The organism is Nitratireductor lacus (genome assembly GCF_056431025.1).
The window spans coordinates 35,150-58,052 of the sequence record NZ_JBWKMB010000023.1; the positions used below are offsets into that span (position 1 = coordinate 35,150).

General features: G+C 60.7%; 21 protein-coding genes. 18 read left to right on the forward strand and 3 right to left on the reverse strand.

Annotated elements, in window-relative coordinates; genetic code table 11:
* Window positions 1-168 precede the first annotated feature (168 nt).
* The 3 genes from AC07E3_RS17730 to AC07E3_RS17740 all read right to left on the reverse strand — a co-directional run bounded on the left by AC07E3_RS17730 (window position 169) and on the right by AC07E3_RS17740 (window position 3,086).
* Window positions 169-1,458, reverse strand: a complete 1,290-nt coding sequence (locus AC07E3_RS17730; RefSeq protein WP_478363730.1) for a TRAP transporter large permease — start codon at window positions 1,456-1,458, stop codon at window positions 169-171.
* Between the two features lie 19 nt (window positions 1,459-1,477).
* Complete coding sequence (locus AC07E3_RS17735; protein ID WP_478363732.1) at window positions 1,478-1,990, reverse strand: TRAP transporter small permease; 513 nt, start codon at window positions 1,988-1,990, stop codon at window positions 1,478-1,480.
* Between the two features lie 115 nt (window positions 1,991-2,105).
* A complete protein-coding gene (locus tag AC07E3_RS17740; protein WP_478363734.1) occupies window positions 2,106-3,086 on the reverse strand; it encodes a TRAP transporter substrate-binding protein in 981 nt (326 codons plus the stop codon).
* Between the two features lie 384 nt (window positions 3,087-3,470).
* Between AC07E3_RS17740 and AC07E3_RS17745 the strand changes: the two genes are divergently transcribed.
* The 18 genes from AC07E3_RS17745 (at window position 3,471) to AC07E3_RS17830 (ending at window position 22,702) form a co-directional block, all read left to right on the forward strand.
* The gene (locus AC07E3_RS17745; RefSeq protein ID WP_478363736.1) at window positions 3,471-3,890 is read left to right on the forward strand and encodes an acetyl-CoA carboxylase biotin carboxyl carrier protein; all 420 of its coding nucleotides are present in this window, start codon (window positions 3,471-3,473) and stop codon (window positions 3,888-3,890) included.
* 22 nt (window positions 3,891-3,912) lie between these two features.
* A complete protein-coding gene (gene accC, locus AC07E3_RS17750) occupies window positions 3,913-5,280 on the forward strand; it encodes an acetyl-CoA carboxylase biotin carboxylase subunit (protein ID WP_478363738.1) in 1,368 nt (455 codons plus the stop codon).
* Complete coding sequence (gene pxpB / locus AC07E3_RS17755) at window positions 5,273-5,938, forward strand: 5-oxoprolinase subunit PxpB (protein WP_478363740.1); 666 nt, start codon at window positions 5,273-5,275, stop codon at window positions 5,936-5,938. Before accC ends, pxpB begins: the two co-directional genes overlap by 8 nt.
* A complete protein-coding gene (locus AC07E3_RS17760) occupies window positions 5,935-6,918 on the forward strand; it encodes a 5-oxoprolinase subunit C family protein (RefSeq protein ID WP_478363742.1) in 984 nt (327 codons plus the stop codon). Before pxpB ends, AC07E3_RS17760 begins: the two co-directional genes overlap by 4 nt.
* On the forward strand, window positions 6,915-7,286 hold the full coding sequence (locus AC07E3_RS17765) for a biotin attachment protein (protein ID WP_478363744.1): 372 nt from the start codon (window positions 6,915-6,917) through the stop codon (window positions 7,284-7,286). Before AC07E3_RS17760 ends, AC07E3_RS17765 begins: the two co-directional genes overlap by 4 nt.
* A 1-nt stretch (window position 7,287) precedes the next feature.
* Window positions 7,288-8,064 carry a LamB/YcsF family protein gene (locus AC07E3_RS17770; protein WP_478363746.1) on the forward strand — a complete coding sequence of 259 codons (777 nt, stop codon included), beginning with the start codon at window positions 7,288-7,290 and terminating at the stop codon, window positions 8,062-8,064.
* 1,345 nt (window positions 8,065-9,409) lie between these two features.
* Window positions 9,410-10,207, forward strand: coding sequence for an alpha/beta hydrolase (locus AC07E3_RS17775; RefSeq protein ID WP_478363748.1), 798 nt, complete (start codon window positions 9,410-9,412; stop codon window positions 10,205-10,207).
* Between the two features lie 25 nt (window positions 10,208-10,232).
* Window positions 10,233-11,327, forward strand: a complete 1,095-nt coding sequence (locus tag AC07E3_RS17780; RefSeq protein WP_336066386.1) for an ABC transporter substrate-binding protein — start codon at window positions 10,233-10,235, stop codon at window positions 11,325-11,327.
* A gap of 65 nt (window positions 11,328-11,392) precedes the next feature.
* Entirely contained in the window at window positions 11,393-13,135 is a 1,743-nt protein-coding gene (locus tag AC07E3_RS17785) for an ABC transporter permease (RefSeq protein WP_336066383.1), read from the forward strand.
* Window positions 13,128-14,207, forward strand: a complete 1,080-nt coding sequence (locus tag AC07E3_RS17790; RefSeq protein ID WP_336066380.1) for an ABC transporter ATP-binding protein — start codon at window positions 13,128-13,130, stop codon at window positions 14,205-14,207. The genes AC07E3_RS17785 and AC07E3_RS17790 overlap by 8 nt, the downstream gene beginning before the upstream one ends.
* A gap of 33 nt (window positions 14,208-14,240) precedes the next feature.
* Entirely contained in the window at window positions 14,241-14,876 is a 636-nt protein-coding gene (locus AC07E3_RS17795) for a GntR family transcriptional regulator (protein ID WP_336066378.1), read from the forward strand.
* A gap of 105 nt (window positions 14,877-14,981) precedes the next feature.
* Entirely contained in the window at window positions 14,982-15,881 is a 900-nt protein-coding gene (locus AC07E3_RS17800) for a proline iminopeptidase-family hydrolase (RefSeq protein WP_478363751.1), read from the forward strand.
* Window positions 15,882-15,895: 14 nt separating this feature from the next.
* Window positions 15,896-16,741: a carbon-nitrogen hydrolase family protein gene (locus AC07E3_RS17805; RefSeq protein ID WP_336066372.1), complete on the forward strand. Its 846-nt coding sequence runs from the start codon at window positions 15,896-15,898 to the stop codon at window positions 16,739-16,741.
* Window positions 16,742-16,847: 106 nt separating this feature from the next.
* A complete protein-coding gene (locus tag AC07E3_RS17810; protein ID WP_478363753.1) occupies window positions 16,848-17,615 on the forward strand; it encodes a helix-turn-helix transcriptional regulator in 768 nt (255 codons plus the stop codon).
* 67 nt (window positions 17,616-17,682) lie between these two features.
* Window positions 17,683-18,606: an ABC transporter permease gene (locus tag AC07E3_RS17815; RefSeq protein WP_336066368.1), complete on the forward strand. Its 924-nt coding sequence runs from the start codon at window positions 17,683-17,685 to the stop codon at window positions 18,604-18,606.
* On the forward strand, window positions 18,606-19,442 hold the full coding sequence (locus AC07E3_RS17820; protein ID WP_418792892.1) for an ABC transporter permease: 837 nt from the start codon (window positions 18,606-18,608) through the stop codon (window positions 19,440-19,442). The genes AC07E3_RS17815 and AC07E3_RS17820 overlap by 1 nt, the downstream gene beginning before the upstream one ends.
* 24 nt (window positions 19,443-19,466) lie before the next feature.
* Window positions 19,467-21,035, forward strand: a complete 1,569-nt coding sequence (locus tag AC07E3_RS17825) for an ABC transporter substrate-binding protein (RefSeq protein WP_478363755.1) — start codon at window positions 19,467-19,469, stop codon at window positions 21,033-21,035.
* 86 nt (window positions 21,036-21,121) lie between these two features.
* Entirely contained in the window at window positions 21,122-22,702 is a 1,581-nt protein-coding gene (locus tag AC07E3_RS17830; RefSeq protein ID WP_478363757.1) for an ABC transporter ATP-binding protein, read from the forward strand.
* Window positions 22,703-22,903 lie beyond the last annotated feature (201 nt).

Genomic DNA, 22,903 nt, shown 5'->3' on the forward strand with positions numbered 1-22,903 from the left:
CTTTAAGGACCATAATCAAGCTAACGCATGAGTAATAGCGATAATTATTGATGTTTTATTATGAAAATTGCGACTTTATTGGAGGGTGTGCTTCCACCGTCTTTCGGCATTGGGAACCCGGGTTTCCTAGGCTCGCGGGGCCTTGTCATGCGCGCGCCTTGAGAACGATCAGAGTTTGCCGGGCAGGAAGGTCGCGATCTCAGGAAATGCGGCCAGCAGGAACACAAAGGCGATCATGATGAGAAAGAAGGGAAAGACCGCCTTGGCGATCCGTCCGAGCTTCTCGCCCGTAAGACCCTGGATGACGAAGAGATTGAGACCGACCGGCGGTGTGATCTGCGCCATTTCCACGACGATTACGAGGAAGACACCGAACCAAATCTTGTCGTATCCCACATTGGTGACCAGCGGCAGCACGATGGGCAGCGTCATGACGATGAGCGACATGCCTTCGAGGAAACAACCGAGCACGATGTAGATCACGACCAGAAGCGCGATGAGCATCATGGGGCTGAGATCGAGCGCGTTGATTTGTGCGGAAATCGCCTGCGGCAGGCCGAGATAGACCACCGCGGTCGAGAGGAACGAGGCTGCCGCAATGATAAGCCCCAGCATGCTTGCCGTGCGCGCCGTGCCGAGGCAGGCGTCCGTCATGGCCTTGACGCTGAGCGTGCCTTCCACCGCCATGATGACGAGCGTCATGAAAACGGCGACGGCGGCCGCCTCCGACGGGCTTGCGAAGCCGCCATACATGGAGCCGAGCAGCACGCCCATCAGGATGAAGAAGGGCAGGAGCGTGGGAAAGGCGCGCAGGCGTTCCTTCCAGATGTTTTTGGAAGAACTCTGCTCGGGTTCATATTGCCGCTTCAGGACGATAGCGCGGATGCCGAGATAGAGCACGAACATGCCCGCCAGGAGGAGGCCCGGCAGAATGCCGGCGGCAAAGAGCTTGAGAACCGAGGTCTGCGCGAGAACGCCGTAGATGATCAGGATCACGCTTGGCGGGATGAGGAAACCCAGCGTGCCGGCTCCGGCCAGCGAGCCCATGACGACCGAGCGTTCATAGCCTCGCTTTTCCAGTTCGCGCACCGTGATGCGGCCGACGGCGCTGGTCGTGGCCGCCGAGGAGCCCGAGATGAGGGCGAAGAAGGTGCAGCCGAGCACGTTCGTATGCAGGAGCCCGCCGGGCAGGCGGCGCACCCACGGTTCGAGCGCGCTGAAAAGCCCGTCAATGAAGCGCGAGCGGAACAGGAGCTCCGCCATGAGGATGAACAGCGGAAGGGCCACCAGCTCCGGCGAGGTGAGCCCGTTCCAGACGGTCTGCGCAAGGACTTTGTCCACCGGCAAGGAGCGAAACAGGCTGAGCCCGCCAATGCCCACGCCCATCAGGGCGAGGCCGACCCAGGCGCCACTGGTCAGGAGCAGGAGGAACAGGGCAATCGTCGTGAGAATTGGCATCGTTTGGGTTTCCTTCCGCTCAATCGGCCCGCGAAGTCTCGTTCCACGGCACCACGAGCGGGCTGCCGACGATCGTCTGGACGAGACGAAGCGCAAGTTGCAGCGTCAGCATCGCGGCACCCGCCGAGACGAAGATGGCCGGAATGACAAGCGGGACATTATTGATTGTGCCGGAAGTGCGCCCGGTAGCGCCATATCCCCAGGCCAATCCGAAAAGAGCCTTGGTCAGATAGGCGGAGATCGCCAGTCCAACCACAGTTGCCACGATTTCGAAGAGGCGTGGGTTGAGACCGCGGATCAGCGTGACGCGGATATGGCCGTCGGTCCGAAGCGTGAAGGCCGCGCCCAGAAAAATGGCGCTGACATGGAGATAGGAGGCGTATTCCCACACGAAGGGCAGGCTTATGCCTGCTCCGTTGCGCAGGACGATCTCGGCCATCTGCATAATGGCGATAAGCAGAATCGCGCCGCCGGAAAGATAGGCGAGCATGCGGGAAAAGCGATCGACCAGCGAATTGACGGCCTGCCACATCGGTTTCTCTCCTGGAAAGAAGGATGCGAGCGCGAGCTGCCGCAGTCTCGCATGCGGGTGCCCGCCCAGCGGGCAAGAGAGCAGCGCCGGCTTTGTTAGCCGGCGCGCTTATTGATTACTGCTTCTGGAAAGCTTCGACAACGGCCTTGGCCTTGTCGCCCATCTCGTTAAGGGCGGCCTTGCGCAGTGGCGCGGCGCGCTCGCGCAGTTCGGTGCGGGTCCCCTCGGAGAGATCGCCGACCACCATGCCATTGTCGGCGAGCGTCTTCATCGCATTGGTGTCGACCTCCTGAGCGGCGGCCCAGAATTCCGGTTCCAGCTTCTCGGCGATGGCCGAAATCTGGCCCTGCTGCTCTTCGCTCAGGGCGTTCCAGGCGTCCAGATTGACGCTCACCACATTGGTGTTCCACGTCTGACGGGTCGGATAGGCGTATTTCAGGAACTCCCAAAATGCACCGTCGATGGCCGAGGGAGACGAGGTGGCGACGGCGTCGATGGCGCCGGCGGCGAGCGACGGTATGACCTCGCCCCAGGGAAGCTGCACCGCCGTCATGCCGGCGGCCTGAAAGATCTCCGTCGAGGATTTGTCGTAGGAACGAATCTTGATACCGCTCATGTCGCCAATAGCGCTGATCTCGGTCTTGGTGAAGATCTGCTGCTGCGGCCAGGGAATGGTGAAGAGCACCTTCTGGTTCGCGGCGCCGAACACCTCGTCCAAAAGCGGACGATAGTGCTTCTGGAACGCACGTAGTTCGTCGAAGCTGCCGATCAGATAGGGCAGGGATTCAAGACCCATCAACTTGTTCTCGCCCACCTGCTGGTTGAGCAGCATGTCGCCGATTGGCACCAGGCCATCGCGAACGGCGGAGAACATCTCGGGGCCCTTGAAGCCCAGCGAGCCGCCGGGATGCAGCGTGATTGCCACTTCACCATTGGTCGCAGCCTTTACCTCGTCGGCGAAGCGCTGTTCGTTCTTGGTGATGTAGTTGTCAGCAGGCCAGGCAAGCGGCAGGTCCCAATTGGTCTGCGCCACGGCCGATGTCGCGCCGAGTGCCATCGACGCTGTGAATGCGAGAGAGAGAAGTGATTTGAACATGGATTTCCCCTTTTCTGTGAGAGCCCGTGCAGACGGCAAGGTTTCGCGGAAAGGCCCTTTGTTATCAGCTATTTACAGTTTCATAATTATTCCATACTGAATAGCGATAATAATAGATCGTATTTGATCGCTTTATTTTATGAGTTTGGTAGAGTTCTCGGTGCTCCGGCCGCTACGCGCGCGGCATGGAGCGGGTATGTTGCAAGGGATGGGCATTCTTCTTGCGTCCGAGTTTCCGGGATGTCTTGGGCCGGCAGAGCCGTCGCCGAACCCCGCATTGTCCGTTTATCTTTTTTATGAATGATTCAAAATGCGAATTTATCGCTTTTTTGCGCGTCGTCTTTTCGTCATGACTTCCCTTAAAGAACGGGGAGCCGGAAGACCGTGGAACTCGACAGGATCAAGGCTTATGTCGACCTCGTGAGAGGTGGCGGAATAGCGGAACTGGAAATCACCGAAGGCGATACGAAAATTCGCGTTCTGGCGGAAGCCGGGATGGCCGTATGCGCTCCGGAGTCGAGCGAACCGCCCCTGATCGCATCCCCGCAGATCGCGACGAACGAGGTCGAGGGGGAAACCATGCCTGCTCCCATGCTCGGCACCTTTTTCCGCAGGCCCGGTCCCGAGGAAGCGCCCTTCGTCGAACCTGGCGCATCCGTGGTGAGCGGCCAGGTGCTCGGCATTATCGAGGCGATGAAGACGCTCAATCACGTGACCGCGCCCCGCGATGGGGTTGTCGTGGCGATACTGGCCGAGGATGGCGAGAGCGTCGAATATGGATCGCCGCTGTTCCGGTTGTCCTGAAATGAGACCAAAGCAGAAAACCATGAGCGCTTCCAGAACCCTGCGCAGCGTGTTGATCGCCAACCGGGGCGAGATCGCATTGCGCATCCAGCGCGCCTGTCGCCTGCTGGGCATCGAGGTCATACAGGTCTATTCCGAAGCCGACCGCGAAGCGCCCTATGTAGAGTTGGCCGATCGGGCCGTCTGCATCGGTCCCGCCGCCCCGGCGAAAAGCTATCTCGATATGTCCGCCATCCTGTTCGCGGCCGAAATGACAGACGCCGATGCCATTCATCCAGGCTATGGCTTTCTGTCCGAGAATGCGCTGTTCGCCCATAAGATCGAGGAGGTGGGGCGCATATTCATCGGCCCTCCGTCATCGGCGATCCGCCGCATGGGCGACAAGATATCGGCCAAGCAGGCCATGATCGAAGCTGCGGTTCCCTGCGTGCCCGGCTCCGAGGGCGCCTTGCCCGAGGACGGTGCGGCCTGCCTCGAGATGGCACGGGGGATCGGTTTTCCCGTTATTGTCAAGGCGACGGGCGGGGGCGGCGGCCGGGGCATGCGCATCGTGCATCAGGCGGAGGAACTGCTGGAGGCCATCGCGATTACCCGCGAGGAGGCGCAGCGTGCCTTCGGCAATCCCTCGCTTTACATGGAAAAATTCCTCGAGCGCCCGCGCCACATCGAAATCCAGGTCCTCGCAGATGGGCACGGCAATGCCGTGTGGCTCGGCGAGCGCGATTGTTCCATGCAGCGCCGCCACCAGAAGGTAATCGAGGAAGCGCCCGCGCCGGCCGTTCCGCGCGCGCTGCTGGAGCGGGTGGGTGCCCGCTGCGCGGAAGCCTGCCGGCGAATTGGCTATCGCGGCGCGGGCACGTTTGAGTTTCTCTACGAGGATGGTGAACTCTATTTCATCGAGATGAACACCCGGCTCCAGGTCGAGCACACGGTGACCGAAATGGTGACGGGCATCGATCTGGTGGAACAGCAGATCCGCATTGCGCGGGGCGAGTCCCTTTCGTTCGGCCAGGAGGATATCGTCCTTTCCGGTCACGCCATCGAGTGCCGCATCAACGCAGAGAACCCGCGCAGCTTTACGCCCTCGCCGGGAGAGGTGTGGCGCTGGCATGCGCCTGGTGGCGTGGGCGTTCGTGTCGATTCCCATGTCGTTGCGGGCTACCGTGTTCCACCCAACTACGATTCTATGATTGGCAAGGTGATCGCCCACGGTCGCACGCGCGATGAAGCTCTGGCACGTTTGCGTGGAGCGTTGCGTGAAATGGTCATGCAGGGCATAGAAACCAATGTTCCGCTGCACTGCCGCCTCCTCGACGATGAAGGTTTCATGGCCGGAGGATGCAGCATCCACCATTTGGAGTGCCTTTTGAAAGAGCCGCAGGATGCCTGAAATCTTACCCATGCGGTTCAGCCCCTTCGGCGAGGCGGGTCTCCACTGCGACGCAACCGGCGCAAGGCTCGATCATGCGGTCCAGGAGCGCATCTGGGGACTTGCCGAGCTCGCTTCCAGCTGGCCACATGTGCGCGAGGCGGTTCCTGGCATGAACAATCTCCTTCTGGTCTACGATCCCGCCGCCGCCGATTTCAAAACCATCTGCGCTACCGTGGAGCAGGCTTGGTTGACGTTGGATATGGAGCGACGCAAGGGCCGTATCGTGGAAATTCCGGTCCGCTATGGCGGGGAGGCCGGGGTGGACCTCGAGGAGGTTGCGCACTACGCTGGCCTGTCGGTCGGCGCGGTGGCCGAACTCCACGCCGCAAGCGAATGCACGGTCTATTGCCTGGGTTCGCAGCCGGGTTTCGCCTATCTCGCCGGCATGGACGAGCGCCTTGCCACGCCGCGCCGCAAGGTGCCGCGCAAGCGCGTGGAGGCGGGCAGCGTGGTGATCGGCGGCGCACAGACCGGCGTCATCTCCTGCGATTCCCCATCCGGTTGGCACATTATCGGACACACCGAAATGAAGCTCTTCGACCCGGATCGCGAAACACCGATCCTGCTTGCTCCTGGCGACCGTATCCGTTTCCGTGTCGATGAGGTGCGCGCATGATAACGGTGCTCGCCTCCGGCCCGATGATCACCATGCAAGATCTCGGACGCCCCGGATACCGCGCTTCCGGCGTCGGCCTTGCCGGAGCCATGGATCCGCTTGCCCTGAAGTTGGGGAATCTCCTTCTTGGGAACGAGCAGGGGGCTGCGGGTATCGAGATCGCCGCCTCCGGCCTGTCCATCCGCTTCGAGCGGAATATGGCCTTTGCCATTACCGGCGGCGATTGCGCCGCGCGCCTCGGCGGCCGTCCCCTCCCGCCCTGGTGGACGATGCGCGGGCGGAAAGGGGACGTGCTTACCTTGCATCCACCGCGCGATGCCTCTTTTGCTTACCTTGCTATTGCCGGTGGTTTCTCCGTTGAGCCTGTCTTTGGTTCCGCAAGCACTGATCTGAAAGGTCGTTTCGGCGGGGTGGAAGGGCGTGCGCTCAAGCCGGATGATCTTTTGAGGGTGAACACCACTGCCAATCCAGCGCCTGCGATGGCCGGTCCCGAGGCCGGTTTCGGTCTTTCGCCGAGGCTTTTGGAAAAGACACCGCACGAGCCGGCAAGCCTGCGCATCGTCACCGCTGCCGAATACGGCGCATTGACGACTGCAAGCCGGGATGCCTTCTGGGAGAGCGCGTGGCGGCTGGATCGCGACAGTAGCCGCGTCGGCTATCGTCTCGGCGGGCCGGAGCTGCAACTCGACACGCCGATGGAGCTTTTCTCCCACGGCATTCTGCCGGGCGTGGTGCAGCTTCCTCCTTCCGGGCAGCCGGTTGTGCAGATGGTCGACGGAAATACCTGTGGAGGCTACCCTCGACTTGGTGTGATTATAGCAGCAGATTTGAGGCGTCTTGCCCAGTTGAAGCCGGGCGGAATGGTCCGTTTCGTGGAGATCTCGCAGCGCGAGGCGCTGGCCATCGCGCATGAGGAAGAAGCCTTTCTGCGTAAGGTCGCTCATTTCGTATCGCTTGCCGCCATGAGACCGAAACCATGAAGCCGTCCGAAATCGCCGAACTAGCGGGGCGCATGCGCGCTGCGGGCGCATATGGGCTTGAGGTGGAGCAGGGCGAATTCTCGCTCTGCCTGCGGCTGGACAGGGCCATCCTCGAAAAGGCGATCCCGGCATCCGCCGGAAAGACGCCTGCCGATACCGTTCGGGCTGCGGCCCCTGGCCTGTTCCGCGCCGGCGGAGGAGCTTGCGATGGGATGGTTTCGAGCGGAGATATCGTCGCCTTCATCGATGCTGGCCCACTGGCGCTTCCGGTCGTGGCGAGCCGGGTGGGGCGCCTCGGCTCGCCGCTTGTCCATGAGGGCGAAGCGGTGGAGTTTGGACAGGCTCTTTTCGAATATGAGGAGATCTAGAATGCAGAAGGTGATCGACATCAATTCGGATCTGGGGGAGGGATTTGGCCCCTACCGCATCGCCGATGACGAAACGCTTCTGTCTATCGTCTCGTCGGCGAACATCGCCTGTGGTTTTCACGCCGGCGATCCGGTCATCATGGACGAGACCGTGCGGATTGCCGTGCGCAACGGCGTGGATATCGGGGCCCATGTGGGCTTTGCTGACCGCATGGGGTTCGGTCGCCGTGCGATCCCTATGGGAAGCCGCGAACTGGAGACCTCGGTTCTTTACCAACTCGGCGCCCTGGAGGCGATTGCGGCGGCCCACGGAGGCAAGGTCGGCCATGTGAGCGCTCATGGCGCGCTCGGAAACATGTCCCTTGTCGATCCCGATCTGGCCGCTTCGTTGATCCGCGCCTACAAAGTATTCGATCCCGAGATGGTTGTGGTGACCTTGCCCAATACGGAGGCTGAGCGTGCTGCGCGCGTGGAAGGAATGCGCGTTGCCTGCCTGTTCCTCGCCGACCGCGCCTATGACGATACGGGAAGACTCGTAGCCCGCAGTGTGGATAGATCCGTCATCGCAGACCCTGAGGAAATCACGCAGCGCGTGACCCAAGCAATCGTTGAAGGCACGATCGATACGATTAGTGGTAAAACCATTCGAACACAGGCGCATTCAATCCTCGTTCATAGCGACACGCCCAGGGCTGTGGATATTGGCCGCTCGATCCGCAATGCTGTCGAGGCAGCTGGTTTCGCAGTGGCTGGCTTATCGCAACGCTCAGGGTGTTGAACGAACCGACGATCATGATTGGTTGATAACGGCGGTGGGAAAATAGACCACGGTAGTAGCGGCGGGTTTGGGTTCTGATGCAAACTACTCGACCGCACAGCAGGTCGCACATCACGCTCTTTGCGGGTGCGCCGGACACGCCTCGAACCTGTGGCCTTCCCCTTCGGAGGGCGACGCTCGATCTACGCTGGCAAAGTGCCGAACGGTTCCCTCGACCAATCGGAAGAATCGGGTGTAGCGAGCCCTCGATTTGATCCCGCATCTCGATTAGTGTTACAGAACGTAATAGAGATTTGAAGAATCCAAAACAGCAAGTAATTTCAAAAGCTTAACTTTGTGACGGTATGTGGGCCTCGAGTATCCTTAAACATTTGTGAAATCAGCAAGTTATGTCCACCGGATATGATCGAGTGGGAATAGCCATTTTCCATGAATAGCTGGCGTGAAGAAATTTCCGCCAGCCCTTTTTTTGAATAATTGGCTTTCCAGCTCGGTCCCGTTTTGACCAGCGCACACCAAATTGGCATGAGAATCACCCCGACGCTATGTCAGGCGATGTGCCGAAGGCCTGAACGCCGGCGCTCCAGCGAATGCCGTCAAGCCGTTCGGTTCTGCTGAAGGTATTTTCGGGGCCAGCCGATGCGCTTAGCTCGCAACTCACGATGCGGTGGCTCCGCCGAAACGCTGACTATATGACATTGTGGAAGAGCAACGCCTGATCATTGAGGAGCCTGCGGCAGTGCCAGACGGCACCAGCCGCCGTCTGGCGCGACCTTCCCGCTGCGAAGCGAAATGCAATACCGGGGAAGCACTGGAAGACGTGGACCTCAATCGGGGCGTGGACTTTTTTCCTGCCGTACCAGCCATTGCTGGTCGCCGGTCAACCGACCTCTGCGCTGGGTTTCCGTCGCGCAGCGGAGCGCGGGAAGTCATTGTCAGGTCAATGTCGGAACGGGGTATGTGCGCCGCTCTGTTTTCCATGATGAGGATCTGATCGAGCGCACGACCACTCCTTCATGTTTCTCGAAGACCGCGGACTGAGGCGGGAAGACCCGCGCCGGTGCTGCGGGCCGACAGCTCGTCGTTGCCTTTACAGAACCCGGACATAACGAGCGCTTTGCAAAAAGCTGTATTGACGGCCCCAGACAAATGCCGCATTAATTGCGCATAAAGTTGCGCAAATTTATGAGCATATAATGCCAGCCTTATTGAACGCAGTATTTTTCGACCCAACCCCACGGGGACGTGATTTTCCTGTCGCGCCGGTGGTTCTGCGATCAGCAGAGGCATCGAGTTGCAGGCGTTCCGATGCTGCTTTTCTTGCAAGCCGCTCGGAGGAGCGCGCATGAGACTGGGGGGAGATGCGATTGCGCTTGAAAAAGGGGCAGCCGACCATGAGCCGGATCCGCGTTTTGCTTCTGCGTGGACACTGGCTCCTTCGCGCAGGCCTGATCGACCCCTGCTGATCGCCGTTCACGGCAGTGCGCGAGACCATCTGCAAACGCGCGACGCTTTTGACAACCTGGCCACGCGCAGGGATATCCATGTGCTTGCGCCACTCTTTCCTTCAGACGTGACGCGCCCTGGCTATTCCGACGGTTACAAGTTTCTTCGCGAGCCGGGTGTTGATTATGCGATGCTGCTGGAAAGCATGGTTGCAGCTTTCAGGGCGCGCTTCGCTCTCGGGTCTCAGCCGGCTTATCTGTTCGGTTTCTCCGGCGGGGCGCAGTTTGCCCTGCGCTATGCGCTGGTGGCGGCGGGCAAATTGTCCGGCGCGGTGATCGCAGCGCCCGGTGCGGTGACGCTGCTGGATGCGGAACTGCCCTGGTGGCCGGGCGTGGCCGGCATCGAGCAGGCCCTCGGTAGACCGGTCGATGCGCAAGGGCTGAAACAACTACCGGTGCATCTGATCATTGGTGCGAATGACAGCAATCAGGGGCTCGTGGCCCGGGGGCCGGATCATCCCGATTACTCGCCTTTCGCCGATGTCGCCGGTGCGGACCGTCATCAGCGTCTCGCGGCCCTGAAAGAAAGTCTTGATAAATCGGGGCTGAAGCCGGGGTTCGAATGTCTGGATGGCGTTGGACACGAACTTGGCCCGCTGGCCGAGGCCGCATCCAATGCCATCGAAAATTGGCTTTAACGACATACACAAAAGGGGAAAATCCATGTTGCGTACATTGCTTCTAACCGCTGCGTTCTTCACGCTTCCCGCAGGCGTATCGTCTGCGCAGGAGCTGCCCGATCACTATCCGGCGGACTATGCCGACCTTGTCGCGCAGGCGAATGCGGAAGGCTCGCTGCTGATCTATTCCAACATGGGGCCGGAGAACTGGGAGCCGCTGATCGAGGCGTTCAACCAGCACTATCCGGACATCAAGGTGGAAACGCTCGACCTCGGGCCGGGTGAGGTGTTCACACGCTACCGCGCCGAGACGGGCACGGGTGTGGCGACAGCCGACATCCTCGCCGCCGGCACGATTGGCGACTGGATTCAGGCAGCCAATGACGGTCTTGTCGTTGATTACAAATCTCCCGAAGCTCAGTTCCTGCCGGAGTGGAGCCTGCCGATGCCGGGCGTCTATACCTTCTCCGCCGACCCGATGATCCTGATGTACAATAAGGTTCTGGTTCCGGAGGAGCTGCGCACGGCCTCGATGGAAGAGTTCTTCGCCAACATCACCGCGCATCCGGACGTCTTCAAGGGCAAGATCGGCACCTATGACGGCCAGTTCGCGTTTGGCGAATCCATCAATTTTGCGTTCGTGCGGCACCATGGCGACAAGGCATGGAAATGGTTTGACGCCATCGGTCCCTCGACGCGACCCGGTGGCGGCACTGGCGGCATGATCGAGAAGACCGTGAGCGGTGAAAACACGGCGTCCTACTTCGCCTCCGGCCCGGTTCTCTTCCCGCGGCTGAAACAGGGCGTCGGACAGATCATCGACTGGAAATTTCCTTCCGACGGAACGCCCGTCTTCCTGCGTGGGGTTGGCGTGACGGAAAAGGCCCCGCACCCGGCGGCAGCGCGGCTGATGCTGGACTTCATTCTCTCCGAAGAGGGGCAGTATGCGGTGGCGGAAGGCAAGCTGACGGCCTATCGCCCCGGTGTTAAGCCGGAGGGCGAAACGTCCTATTCTCTTGACGAGGTGATCGCGGAGATTGGCGGCGAGGACAAGATGATCCTTATCGACTACGACCCGGATATGCTGACAGAGCATGATGCTTTCATCGCGCGCTGGGCCAAGGCCTTCGGCATGTAAACGGTCAATGCGGCGGCCGGTCCTGTAGTAGCTGGCCGCCGCATGGTGAAAAAGAAAGCCAGCCCATGAATACGCAATCCGCCGAGACCACGCTCACGCCTCCCCGCGTTGGCCCGGCAATCGTGCCTCTCAGCCGTTCGCGCATGGCGCAGTGGCTGATCTTCATCATCACGGCGGTGCTTGTGCTCGCGCCGGCGCTGCCAATCCTGCTTCAGGTGTTTGTCGCCGGCCCTCTCTATGAGCGGGACTGGCACTTCACATTGGCTAATATCGGCCGGCTTCTCGGCAATGAGGCCATTGGCGAGATTGCGCTGACTACGTTGGCCTTTGCGGGCCTGACGACCGTCATCGCGCAGGTGCTTGGCGTGGTGGCGGCGCTTCTTTTCGGACGCACGGACATGCCCGGTCGCCGGGTGATGGGCGACATGATGATGTGGCCGCTCTATCTCTCGCATCTGATCATGGTGGTGGGCTGGCTCATCGTCTACGGCCCCTCCGGCTTTCTGACCCAGGCTTTCGCGCGGATGTTCGGTGACGCCCCGTGGAACCTCTATTCCATTCCGGGCATGGCCATCGTTGCCGGTGTCTCGCAGGCTCCGCTGGCTTATCTTTATTGCCTTTACGGCGTGGCGCGCTCCATTGACCCGACGCTGGAGAGTGCTGCCCGGACCTGTGGTGCAGGACCGCTGACCGTGATGCGGCGTGTGACGCTGCCGCTGATGTTGCCGGCCATCGTTACCTCCAGCGCGCTCAACATCGTGATCGCCGTGGAGATGCTCTCGATCCCCCTGTTTCTCGGCAGGCCGGCGCGGATCGACACGCTGTCATCCTATCTCTATCTGGAGGGGATCGGCGCTTCCAATCCGCAGCATGGCATGGTGGCCGCCTCCGCTCTGGTGCTGGTGGTTCTGGTCGGCGCCACGCTGATGCTACAGCGGCTGCTTCTGTCCAACGGGCATCGTTATGAGACGGTGAAGGGGAAGGGCACACGGCCCGCGCCGCTGCAGCTTGGCGCGCTCAAATGGCCGCTTTTCACGCTCGCCGCTCTTTATATAGTGTTCGTTGTTCTCGTGCCGATCCTGGGGCTGGTCCTGCGCGCCTTCACCAGCTACCTGACGCCGCTCATTCCGGTCTGGCAGGTGCTGACGCTGCAGAACTTCAAGGACGTCTTCCAGACAGACGCCTACATGCGCGCACTCTGGAACACGCTGATCATCTCGGTGGCAGCGGCGGGTCTCGGCACGCTTCTGACCGCGCTGATTGCCCTTGTCATCCAGCGGTCGAGCTTTCCGTTCCGCCGCACGCTGGAAGCACTGGCCTATTCGCCGCGCATGGTGCCGGGCCTGATCACGGGTCTGGGCGTCTTCTATGCCGCGATCGTCTTTGCACCTTTCGGTTGGCTGCGTGACAGCATCTGGATCCTCGTTGTTGCCTATGTGATGGCGACCATTCCGCTGGGTCTCGGCGCGGTGCAGCCTTCCGTGGTGCAGATCGGCGCAGATCTCGACAAGGCGGCGCGCACCGTGGGCGCGGACTGGATAACCAGCATGCGGCGCATTCTGCTTCCGCTGATGAAACCGGCGCTGCTTGGCTGTTTCATTCTGCTCTTCGTCGTGCACCTGAAATCTTACGTCGTCGCCATCTTCCTCATGGCGCCGGGACTGGAAATCATGGGTGTGACCATGCTCGGCCTCTGGGAGAACGGAGCAGCCGGCGTGACCGCCGCCTTCGCAACCCTGCAGATCGCCATGATCGCGATCCTTCTGATCGCTGCCCGTCTCGTGTTTGGAGTTAAGCTCTATGAATAAGATCGTTCTGGAAAATCTCACAAAGAGCTATGGCGACGTTCACGCCGTCAACGATATTTCACTGACGGTGGAACAGGGTGAGTTCCTCACGCTCCTGGGGCCGAGCGGCTGCGGAAAATCGACCACGCTTGCAGCGATCGCCGGTCTCGACCGGCCGACATCCGGTGTCATCCGCTTTGGCGACCATGTGCTTTTCGATGAAGCCACCGGCCAGTTTGCGCCGCCTGAGAAGCGCGGCTTCGGGGTGGTGTTCCAGTCCTATGCGCTGTGGCCGCACCTGACGGTGGAGCGCAATGTCTCCATGCCTCTGGAGTTGCGCAAGGTGAGCCGCGCGGAGCGTGCGCGACGCGTCGACGAAGCGCTGGAACTGGTCGGGCTTTCGGGCTTCGGAAAGCGCTATCCGGGTGAGTTGTCGGGGGGGCAGCAGCAGCGTGTTGCGCTGGCGCGGGCAGTGGTGTTTCGGCCGCCCCTCTTGCTGCTCGACGAACCGCTCTCCAACCTCGATGCGCAGCTGCGCCAGAGTGCGCGGGTATGGCTCAAGGAAATTCAGCGCGAGCTCGGTCTGACCGCGATCTATGTCACCCATGATCAGGAAGAAGCGCTGGCAATGAGTGACCGCATCGCCGTCATGCGAGCGGGCGAGATCGTTCAGCTAGGAACGCCGCAGGAAATCTATGAGCGTCCGCAACATCCCTTTGCAGCAACCTTTATCGGCAGCGCCAACCTTATCGAAGGTGTTGTCGAGCAAAGCGCCCACAGGGGCGACGCGGTCGTCACGCGCCTGCGTCTGGCGGATGGCCAGCAGATCGACGGGCACAGCGCGGTGCCGATGGCTGCCGGAGCCAAAGCCAGACTGGCGGTACGTGGCGAGCGCATGCGGGTTGCAAATGGAAGCGGTGCGAACACACTGAATGCCAACTTCACCACCGCCAGCTATCTGGGCAATCACTATGAGCAGAAGCTGACCCTGGCGGGGCAGGAAATTCGCATGCTTGTGGATGTTCCGGAGCCTGAAAGGGCGGGGAAAATACACATTGCCGAGGGCGATGCCCTTGTCTTTGCGGCAGAGTAGTGGGAACCCTCGAAAGGTTTGGGGAAAGCAGCGATGAGCAAAAGGGAGATTAGAAACGGGCTGAGCGAGCGCCTGCGCGCCGATATTGCGGCTGGTTTCTATCGGCCGGGCGAATGGCTGCGGCTCGTCGATCTTGAAGAACGCTATGGGGTAGGGCGGTTTGATGTGCGTCAGGCGCTCGCCCGGCTTGCGTCCGGGCATATGGTTAGCCATGTGCCCAATCGCGGCTATCGTGTGGCCGAAACCGATCGTAGGCAGCGCGATGAACTCACAGATACGCGCCTGATGCTGGAGGTGCCGGCAGCGCTGCTGGTGATCGAGCAGGCGAGCGAAGAGGATGTGGCGAAGATAGAAGCTGCGGCGCTCGCCTTCGATGACGCGCTCGAGGCTGTTCCCTATCCCGAAGCACAGAAGCTGAACCATGCTTTTCACCACGCCTTCTACGATTGTTGTGGCAATCGCACGCTGATCGATCTCATCCATGAATTGCGCGAGCGTAACCTGCCCGGTGAGTGGAACCAGTGGGCAATGCCCACAAAAGCGAGGTCCAGCAGTCTCGACCATCTGGAGATGGTTGAGGCGCTGAAGACACATGACCGCGAGCGCATGGCAGAGATTATCACCCGTCATCTGACGCGCTGGCGCGAGACGCCTTCAGACCAGCGCTGACGGGGCGGCTCCGCGCCCGTTATCCTCCCCTCCTGCTATTTATTACAGATTGCGCCGCTGCGGATCGCGGTGAAGGCTTTGCTAAAATCCCAAAGGAGTTTTCACATGCCTGCAGCTGATGTGGTTGAAGATTTTGCGTCCTTCCGAGAGTACAATACCTGGTATCGGGTCATCGGTGACCTGAAATCCGAAAAGGTGCCGCTCGTGGTTGTTCACGGCGGACCGGGGTGCACGCATGATTATCTAGAGAGCATCTCAGATATCGCAGCCACAGGCCGCGCCGTCGTTTTTTACGATCAGATCGGAAACGGGCGTTCAACGCATCTCCCGGAGGCCGGTTCCGATTTCTGGACCGTCGATCTGTTTCTTGAAGAGCTCGACAATCTTCTCGACCATCTGGGCATTCGTGAGCGCTACAATCTTCTGGGCCAGTCCTGGGGAGGAATGCTTGGGTCCGAGCACGCCGTGCGCCAGCCTGAGGGGTTGAACGGCATCGTCATCGCCAATTCCCCCAGCTCCATGAAAGCATGGGTGGAGGGCTGTCTGGAACTGCGCACGAAACTGCCGCAGGAAACGCAGGATGCGCTGGCCCGTCACGAGACGGACGGCACCTATGATCATCCCGATTATCAAGCGGCGTCGCGGGTTTTCTACGAGCGCCATGTCTGCCGCCTTCAACCCATGCCGGATTTCGTAAAACGTACCTTCGACTGGATCGATCGTGACCCGACCGTCTACCACACGATGAACGGTCCGACGGAGTTTCATGTGGTCGGCACGCTGAAGGACTGGACGGTGGTGGAACGCCTGCATCGGGTGCAGGCGCCGACGCTCGTTATCTCGGGAGCTCATGACGAGGCGTCGCCGCGAACGGTGTGTGAGTTCGCCGACCGTATTCCGGGAGCTGTCTGGGAGGTGTTCGAGGAGTCGAGCCACATGCCGCATGTGGAAGAGCAAGGCGCTTACATGGCGGTGGTCGCTGACTTCCTGGCGCGGCTGGATTGAAAGGGAGAGTTCCGATGACCAAGCTTCGCGTTGCCGCGATCCAGTTGAACACGACTGGTGATGTGAAGGCCAACAATGCGCAGATTGAAAAGATGGTTCGTCGGGCGGCCGGCGAGGGCGCAGCCTTCGTCAGCCTGCCGGAGGCGGCCAACATTCTTCTGCGCGACAATCTGCGTTATCCGACGGTCTGCCTGCCGGAGAATGAGGACACGACGCTGGCGCTCTGCCGCAGTCTTGCTGCCGAGCTCGAACTATGGGTCCACGCCGGTTCGCTGCTGGTACGCCATGAGAGCGGGCAACGCGTCTGGAACCGCACCTATCTCATCGCTCCATCGGGCGATGTTGCGGCGACCTATGACAAGCTGCACACATTCGACGTGAAGCTTGGAGGCGCGGCCGACTTTCAGGAATCCGCAGCGGTTGCTCCGGGGCAGGAGGGAGCCGTGGTTGTGGACATCGGCGATCTTCGGCTCGGCCTGTCGATTTGCTACGACATTCGCTTTTCCTACCTTTTCGATGCGCTGGCTGCCGCTGGCGCGAATGTGATGATGATCCCGGCTTCATTCTCCACGGCAACGGGGCCGCTGCACTGGGAGCCACTCCTGAAAGCTCGTGCGATCGAAACCGGCTCCTATGTGATTGCTGCAGCGCAATGTGGTGAACGGGAAGGTGTGCGGGTTTACGGGCAATCCCGCATCATCTCGCCGTTCGGGGAGGTGATTGCTGCGGCGGGTGATGATCCATGCGTGATCACGGCCGAAGTCGACAGTGCGGTTGTTGCAACGACCCGTCACCGCTTGCCAACGCTGTTGCAGCGCCGCGAGATCGGGCCACCCCGGGTCGTCATGGCTCGGCCGTAGTGGTGCGCCGCATTCGGGATAATCGGGCTTGCCTCTACAAAAATCAGCGCTTAGCCTTTACGAGTGCTGGCCTGGGATGCCCGACAGATCCGATTAGATGAAGGTGATGAACACAAAGCCGAAAACGCCATCGAACGCTGAACTGGATCGAAAGCTCGATCGGGCTGCCCGCTCGGTGGCGAAGTTCGGAATGCAGGCATTGATTTATGACTTTTCTCCCGTGCCCTTCACACCAGAGGGGGAGTTGATCACACCTACTGTCCTTGCCTCCCGGAACATTCCTGGAGAAATGGAGAGACTCTGGTGTAGCGGCGGCTTTTACCAGCTTGATCCGGTACAGAAGATAGCGTTGGGTCGCGCACGCCCGGTCTACTGGTCCTATCATGCCGATGAGTCTTCAGAGTTGAGCGACCGCAGGAATATTCCTGCGGAAGTGGCGAATTTTCTGCGTGAACGAAAACTGGCGCGCGGGATCACCGTGGCTGTCCGCGGCGGCACGCGCGGCCTCGCAACGGTAACCGGCATCTGGAATGAACGGCCGCCGGAGCGGCGGCTCGACAATGAACTGGCTGCCGCGTTTACGCTTATGGCGCATGAATTGCAGGACGAGATCATGGCTTCGATCAGTGATGAAGCGATGATGACGACCGCTGTGCGCCTGACACCGCGCGAGATGGAATGCCTGCGCCTTTGCGCGGAAGGCAGACCCGACAAGCAGGTCGCCCATGCGCTGGACCGTTCGCTCTCGACCGTCATCATGCACATGCAGTCGGTAATGAAGAAGCTGGGTGCCCGCAATCGCGCCCAGACACTGGCGCGCGCGGCCCATTACGGCCTGCTCGACCCTGCGCCCTCCTACCGGCCCAACCTGTAAGTTCTTCCAGCTAGGCTGTCTCGCCAAGCCTTCCTAGGCTCTCCCTGAGAAGGATGAGGAGGGAGAGTTGGGACGACGCTTTTGGCTAAAGCGGCTTTTGCGGACGCTGATCACGCTGTGGGCGGTGGTCACGTTCACATTTGTCGTTCTGCGCACTTCCGGTGATCCGGTTGTCGCCCTGCTCAGCCCTGACGCCCTGCCGGCCGAGATCGAGCAATTTCGTCAGAAATGGAATCTCGACCGTTCGCTCTTCGAACAGTACCTGGCTTATATGGTCAATCTCTTCTCTGGAGATTTCGGGCATTCCTATCAGGATGGGCGAGCCGTTACGGCGATCATCGCAGAGCGGCTGCCGAACACGCTGCAACTGGGCGCAGTGGCCTATCTCTGGGCGCTTGCAATCGGCATTCCCGCAGGTATTCTCGCCGCGCTGAAGCGCGACAGCCTGCTCGACCGGGGTGTCATGACCTTTGCCGTCGTAGGTTTCGCGCTGCCGAACTATTTCCTCGGCATTCTGATGATCCTGCTTTTCTCGTTCCATCTGCGCTGGCTGCCCAGCGCGGGGGCAGGCAGCGCACTTCATCTCATCATGCCTGGTCTGACGCTCGGATTCTACGTCGCCGGAACGCTCGCGCGGTTCACCCGCTCGGCCATGCTGGAGGTGCTGGAGCGTCCGTATATGCGCACGATCCGGGCAAAAGGAGCGCCCTTTCTCTATGGCGTGCTGCGGCATGCATTGCCCAATGCCGCGATCCCGATCGTCACCATCCTTGGCCTCAATCTGGGAGCCCTGGTGGGCGGGACCGTGGTGGTCGAGGCGGTGTTCGGCTGGCCCGGCATCGGGCGCCTTCTGGTGCAGACGGTCGCTTCGCGCGATCTGGCGGTGGTGCAGGGGCTGGTTCTCATGATGGCGACGTTCATGGTTCTCGCAAACCTGCTCGCCGATCTCACCTACTCATTGATCGATCCGCGAATTCGGGTGAGCAAATGATGCGCCATATCCCCACGATTGTCTGGCTTTCCATTGCGGCACTGGTCTGCGCGCTCCTCTTCGCGCTGTTTGGCGGCTGGCTGTCGGATCATACGGCAAGCCACCAGAACCTGCTCGCTCGAATGCGCCCACCGCTGCTCTTCGGAGGTGGCTTCGAGTTTCCGCTGGGCACGGACAGGCTGGGTCGGGACCTACTTGCGCGCATGGCCGAAGGGTTGCGCATCTCTCTCCTGATCGCGCTTTTGGGGTCGGTTCTGGGGGCGCTCTTCGGCTGCACGCTCGGCTTTGTCGCCGCGCATTTCAGAGGCTGGGTCGAGGAGACGATCATGATGGTCGTGGACATTCAGGCGTCCCTGCCGTTCATCCTGATCGCCCTGACGCTGCTCGCCTTCTTCGGCAATTCGTTCGGGCTTTTGATCTTTCTCATGGCGATGTTCGGCTGGGATTCTTACGCCCGCCTTTCGCGCGGCGTGGTCCTGTCTGCGAAGAGCCAGCCCTGGGCGGAAGCCGTCCGCACACTCGGCGTTCCGCCACTCGCCCTTTACCTGCGGCATGTGCTGCCCAATGTGGCGGGCATCCTCATTGTCCAGCTCACGTTGAACTTTCCGCAGATCATTCTGCTCGAGAGCGCGCTCAGCTTTCTCGGTCTCGGCATTCAGCCGCCCATGACCAGCCTTGGCCAGATCATGGGGGACGGGCGGGACTACCTGTCCACGTCCTGGTGGATATCGGTGCTGCCGGGCCTGACGATTTTCCTCGTTTCTCTGGCGATGTGCGTGCTTGGGGACTGGCTGCGCGATCGTCTCGATCCGGCACTGCAACGCGTGCGGCAATAACATAAAACCAATGGGAGAACCGACATGAACAGACGTGAATTCGGAAAACTGATCGCCGGCACCAGCCTTATGGCGGGCATGATGCCGGGCTTTGCCCTGGCATCGGACACCACCGAGCTGAACGTTGCCGTCGAAGCGCTCTGGCACAACATCGCACCGATCAACGGAATATCGAACGCTTCGATCCGCATCTTTCCCAACATCTATGACCGGCTTGTCGAGATCGACTATCTCAACGACCCGTCGGGCCAGACGCTGATACCGCGCCTTGCAACCGGCTGGGAGCGTGACGGGAAGGTTTGGACGATCACGCTGCGCGAGGGGGTGAAATTCCACAACGGCGAGACGATGACTGCCGAAGACGTTGCCTTCACCCTTTCTGCCGAGCGCCTTTGGGGCAACGAGCCCTACGAGCCGCGTGGCCGCACCTATACCGCGGGCTTCGTGCGGGTGGAGGCGACGGAACCGCTCACCGTCGAGATCGAAACGGCAGACGAGGACATCAACATTCCCGGAAAGCTCTCGGGTTTCATCGGCTATGTGGTTCCCAAAGCCTATTACCTCGAAAAGGGCGTGGATGGTTTCGGTCAGGCGCCGGTCGGGACCGGTCCATACAGGGTAGTGAGCTATCGCGGCAATGAGGCGGCCAGACTGGAAGCGTTTGCCGATCACTGGGATGGCGCGCCGCCGGTTGAGCGGCTGAACTTCCTGCTCGTTCCTGAATATGCGGGGCGTCTGGCGGGGCTTGCGACCGGCGAATTCGACATTATTGCCTCCATCCCGATCGATCAGGAAAGCCAGATCGAGACGATGGAAGGCGCGACGCTGATCCGCAAACAAGTGAACAACTACACCGCCGTGCTCTTCAACACGCGCAACGATCCTGAAGGCAATCCGCTGCAGAACCAGGATCTGCGCTACGCGATGATCCAGGCAATCGACATGGACGCCATTGTTCAGGCCCTGTTCGGTGGCAACACCTTTTTCCCGGCGGTGCCGTTCAACTTTCCCGAATACGGCAATTTCTACGATGCGGCGGCAAAGCCCCGCCTGCCATACCATCTGGAGGCCGCACGCGCGTTGGTCGCAAAGTCGGGATACAAGGGCGAAACGCTTATCTGGCACATTACGCGCGGTTTCTGGACGAATTACGATGCCGCAGCCGAGATCATGGTGGAGATGTGGCGAGAAGTCGGGATCAATGTCGAGGCGCAGTTTCTCGACAATTTCCAGCTTGCCTATGAGCGGCCGTTTCACATGCTCGCCGTTTCCGGCGGAACCAGCTTCATTCCCGGCGACCCCTATCAGCCACTCTGGCTCGACTGGAGCCCGACCGGCGTTATCTCGTCGGCTTCATGGAAGACGTGGGATCCAACGGAAAGGTTCGTCGAGATCGGTACTGCCTATGCGAAGTCCACCGATCCGGAAGAGCGAAAGGCGTTGTTCCTCGAACTTTCCGAAGAGTGGCAGCGCGTGACGCCGGGGCAGTATATGTGGAAGTCGCTTGCCAACTGGGCCGTTCGTGACGGCATTTCCTTCGTGCCGGTCCCGGAGTTCGAAATGCGGCTGCACGCCGGCTATCTTAAGCTCTGACGCTTCACCTCGCCCGGGCTCTTCCCATGAACGGAGAGTCCGGGGCCCGCGCGCCCATGCATTCGACAGGCATTTGAGAAGACATCATGGCCCGATCCACCAAACTGCTTTCCGTCGAGAACCTATCGATTGAGCTGCCAGGCGTCGCCGACCGCACGCATGCCGTCGCCGATGTTTCGTTCTCCGTCTCCGAAGGCGAAATCCTGTGTATCGTCGGCGAATCCGGCTCCGGCAAGTCGGTCATGTCTCTGGCCATCATGGGGCTTCTTTCGCGCGGCCTTTCGGTGGAAGGCGGAAGGATTCTTTTTGAAGGGCAGGACCTGCTGACCATGTCGCCAAAGGCCCGCCGCGACCTGGCCGGACGACGTATCGCCATGGTGTTTCAGGAGCCGACGGCCTCGCTAAACCCGTTCTACCGCGTCGGCGAGCAGGTGGCCGAGGTGTTTCGGCTGCACACGGCCATGCCGAGGGCGGACGTCCGCGAACATGTGCTGGACCTGTTCTCCGAAGTTCTGCTCCCGGAACCGGAGGTGATCTATCATCGCTATCCGCATCAGCTTTCCGGCGGCCAGTGCCAGCGTGTAATGATCGCGATGGCACTGGCGCTGGAACCGGCGGTTTTGATTGCCGACGAACCCACGACGGCATTGGACGTGACGACGCAGGCGCAGATACTGGATCTGATCAGGGGGCTGCGTGCCCGTCACGGTACAGCGGTCGTGTTCATCACCCACGATTTCGGCGTCGTCGAGGAAATCGCCGACCGGGTTGCGGTGATGCAATCTGGAAAACTCTTGGAAGAGGGGCCCCGGGAGCGGATCATGGAAGCACCCGCGCATCCCTATACCCGCGCGCTGCTTGCGGCGGTTCCAAGGTTGGCTCCCCGCGCTGTTCAACCAAACGGAAATCCACCCTTTCTCGTAGCCGAGCATCTGCAAAAGCGCTGGCCTGAACGCGAAATCCCTGCGCTCGACAATGTATCCCTGGCCATACGACCAGGCGAAACAATCGGGCTTGTGGGCGAATCCGGCTCGGGCAAGTCCACACTCGCTCGCGCGATCATCCGTCTCGGCACGGTCGATGGCGGAACCATAAGGCTGAATGGCGAAGACCTCCTGTCCAAGAGTGGCGCCCCACTGCGCACCCTTCGCCGGCATATTCAGATGGTCTTTCAGGATCCATACTCCGCGCTCGACCCCCGTCAGAAAATCGGCTCTGCGTTGACCGAAGGGCCGATGGCCTGCGGTGTTCCCCGGTTGGAAGCTGAAGAGCGGGTACGCGACCTCATTTCGGCGGTGGGATTGCAGCCTTCAGCACTCGATCGCTTCCCGCACGAGTTTTCCGGCGGTCAGCGTCAGCGCATCTGCATCGCGCGGGCGCTTGCGCTGCGCCCGGACCTACTCATCGCTGACGAGGCGCTTTCCGCACTCGATGTGACGATGCAGGCGCAGGTGCTCGAACTCCTGGGCGAGATGCAGGAGCGGTTCGGATTTGCGATGCTGTTCATCACCCATGATCTGCGCATAGCCAGTTCGCTATGCGACCGGATCTGCGTCATGCAGAGGGCGCGCATCATCGAAGAAGCGGAGCCGCGAACGTTGTTCGCACATTCCCGGCATCCATACACGCAGGCGCTTTTACAGGCGATCCCGGGCGGCAGCGTGTAGGCGGCGAGAGGCCGGTCGACGCCCCCCCGAGGCTGGAGCTTTCCAACCATCTTCCTGACCGGCTCCAATTCGGGGCGCTGTTTCCTGGCTTTTTCGTCATGTCGGAAAGCCTGACAGCTCACCTGCGGTGCAGCGGCAAACGTGAACTGACGGAATAGGGCCATCCCGCCTGAAGACTCGGCTATTGGGCCAGTCTCTTTC

What these genes read in the sequence shown, in the direction of transcription:
- AC07E3_RS17730 (WP_478363730.1), bottom strand. Translation starts at nt 1,458, where the DNA reads ATGCCAATTCTCACGACGATTGCCCTGTTCCTCCTGCTCCTGACCAGT.
- AC07E3_RS17790 (WP_336066380.1), top strand. Translation starts at nt 13,128, where the DNA reads ATGAATAAGATCGTTCTGGAAAATCTCACAAAGAGCTATGGCGACGTT.
- pxpB (WP_478363740.1), top strand. Translation starts at nt 5,273, where the DNA reads ATGCCTGAAATCTTACCCATGCGGTTCAGCCCCTTCGGCGAGGCGGGT.
- AC07E3_RS17765 (WP_478363744.1), top strand. Translation starts at nt 6,915, where the DNA reads ATGAAGCCGTCCGAAATCGCCGAACTAGCGGGGCGCATGCGCGCTGCG.
- AC07E3_RS17800 (WP_478363751.1), top strand. Translation starts at nt 14,982, where the DNA reads ATGCCTGCAGCTGATGTGGTTGAAGATTTTGCGTCCTTCCGAGAGTAC.
- AC07E3_RS17810 (WP_478363753.1), top strand. Translation starts at nt 16,848, where the DNA reads ATGAACACAAAGCCGAAAACGCCATCGAACGCTGAACTGGATCGAAAG.
- accC (WP_478363738.1), top strand. Translation starts at nt 3,913, where the DNA reads ATGAGCGCTTCCAGAACCCTGCGCAGCGTGTTGATCGCCAACCGGGGC.
- AC07E3_RS17780 (WP_336066386.1), top strand. Translation starts at nt 10,233, where the DNA reads ATGTTGCGTACATTGCTTCTAACCGCTGCGTTCTTCACGCTTCCCGCA.
- AC07E3_RS17735 (WP_478363732.1), bottom strand. Translation starts at nt 1,990, where the DNA reads ATGTGGCAGGCCGTCAATTCGCTGGTCGATCGCTTTTCCCGCATGCTC.
- AC07E3_RS17775 (WP_478363748.1), top strand. Translation starts at nt 9,410, where the DNA reads ATGAGACTGGGGGGAGATGCGATTGCGCTTGAAAAAGGGGCAGCCGAC.
- AC07E3_RS17795 (WP_336066378.1), top strand. Translation starts at nt 14,241, where the DNA reads ATGAGCAAAAGGGAGATTAGAAACGGGCTGAGCGAGCGCCTGCGCGCC.
- AC07E3_RS17770 (WP_478363746.1), top strand. Translation starts at nt 7,288, where the DNA reads ATGCAGAAGGTGATCGACATCAATTCGGATCTGGGGGAGGGATTTGGC.
- AC07E3_RS17825 (WP_478363755.1), top strand. Translation starts at nt 19,467, where the DNA reads ATGAACAGACGTGAATTCGGAAAACTGATCGCCGGCACCAGCCTTATG.
- AC07E3_RS17740 (WP_478363734.1), bottom strand. Translation starts at nt 3,086, where the DNA reads ATGTTCAAATCACTTCTCTCTCTCGCATTCACAGCGTCGATGGCACTC.
- AC07E3_RS17785 (WP_336066383.1), top strand. Translation starts at nt 11,393, where the DNA reads ATGAATACGCAATCCGCCGAGACCACGCTCACGCCTCCCCGCGTTGGC.
- AC07E3_RS17760 (WP_478363742.1), top strand. Translation starts at nt 5,935, where the DNA reads ATGATAACGGTGCTCGCCTCCGGCCCGATGATCACCATGCAAGATCTC.
- AC07E3_RS17830 (WP_478363757.1), top strand. Translation starts at nt 21,122, where the DNA reads ATGGCCCGATCCACCAAACTGCTTTCCGTCGAGAACCTATCGATTGAG.
- AC07E3_RS17805 (WP_336066372.1), top strand. Translation starts at nt 15,896, where the DNA reads ATGACCAAGCTTCGCGTTGCCGCGATCCAGTTGAACACGACTGGTGAT.
- AC07E3_RS17820 (WP_418792892.1), top strand. Translation starts at nt 18,606, where the DNA reads ATGCGCCATATCCCCACGATTGTCTGGCTTTCCATTGCGGCACTGGTC.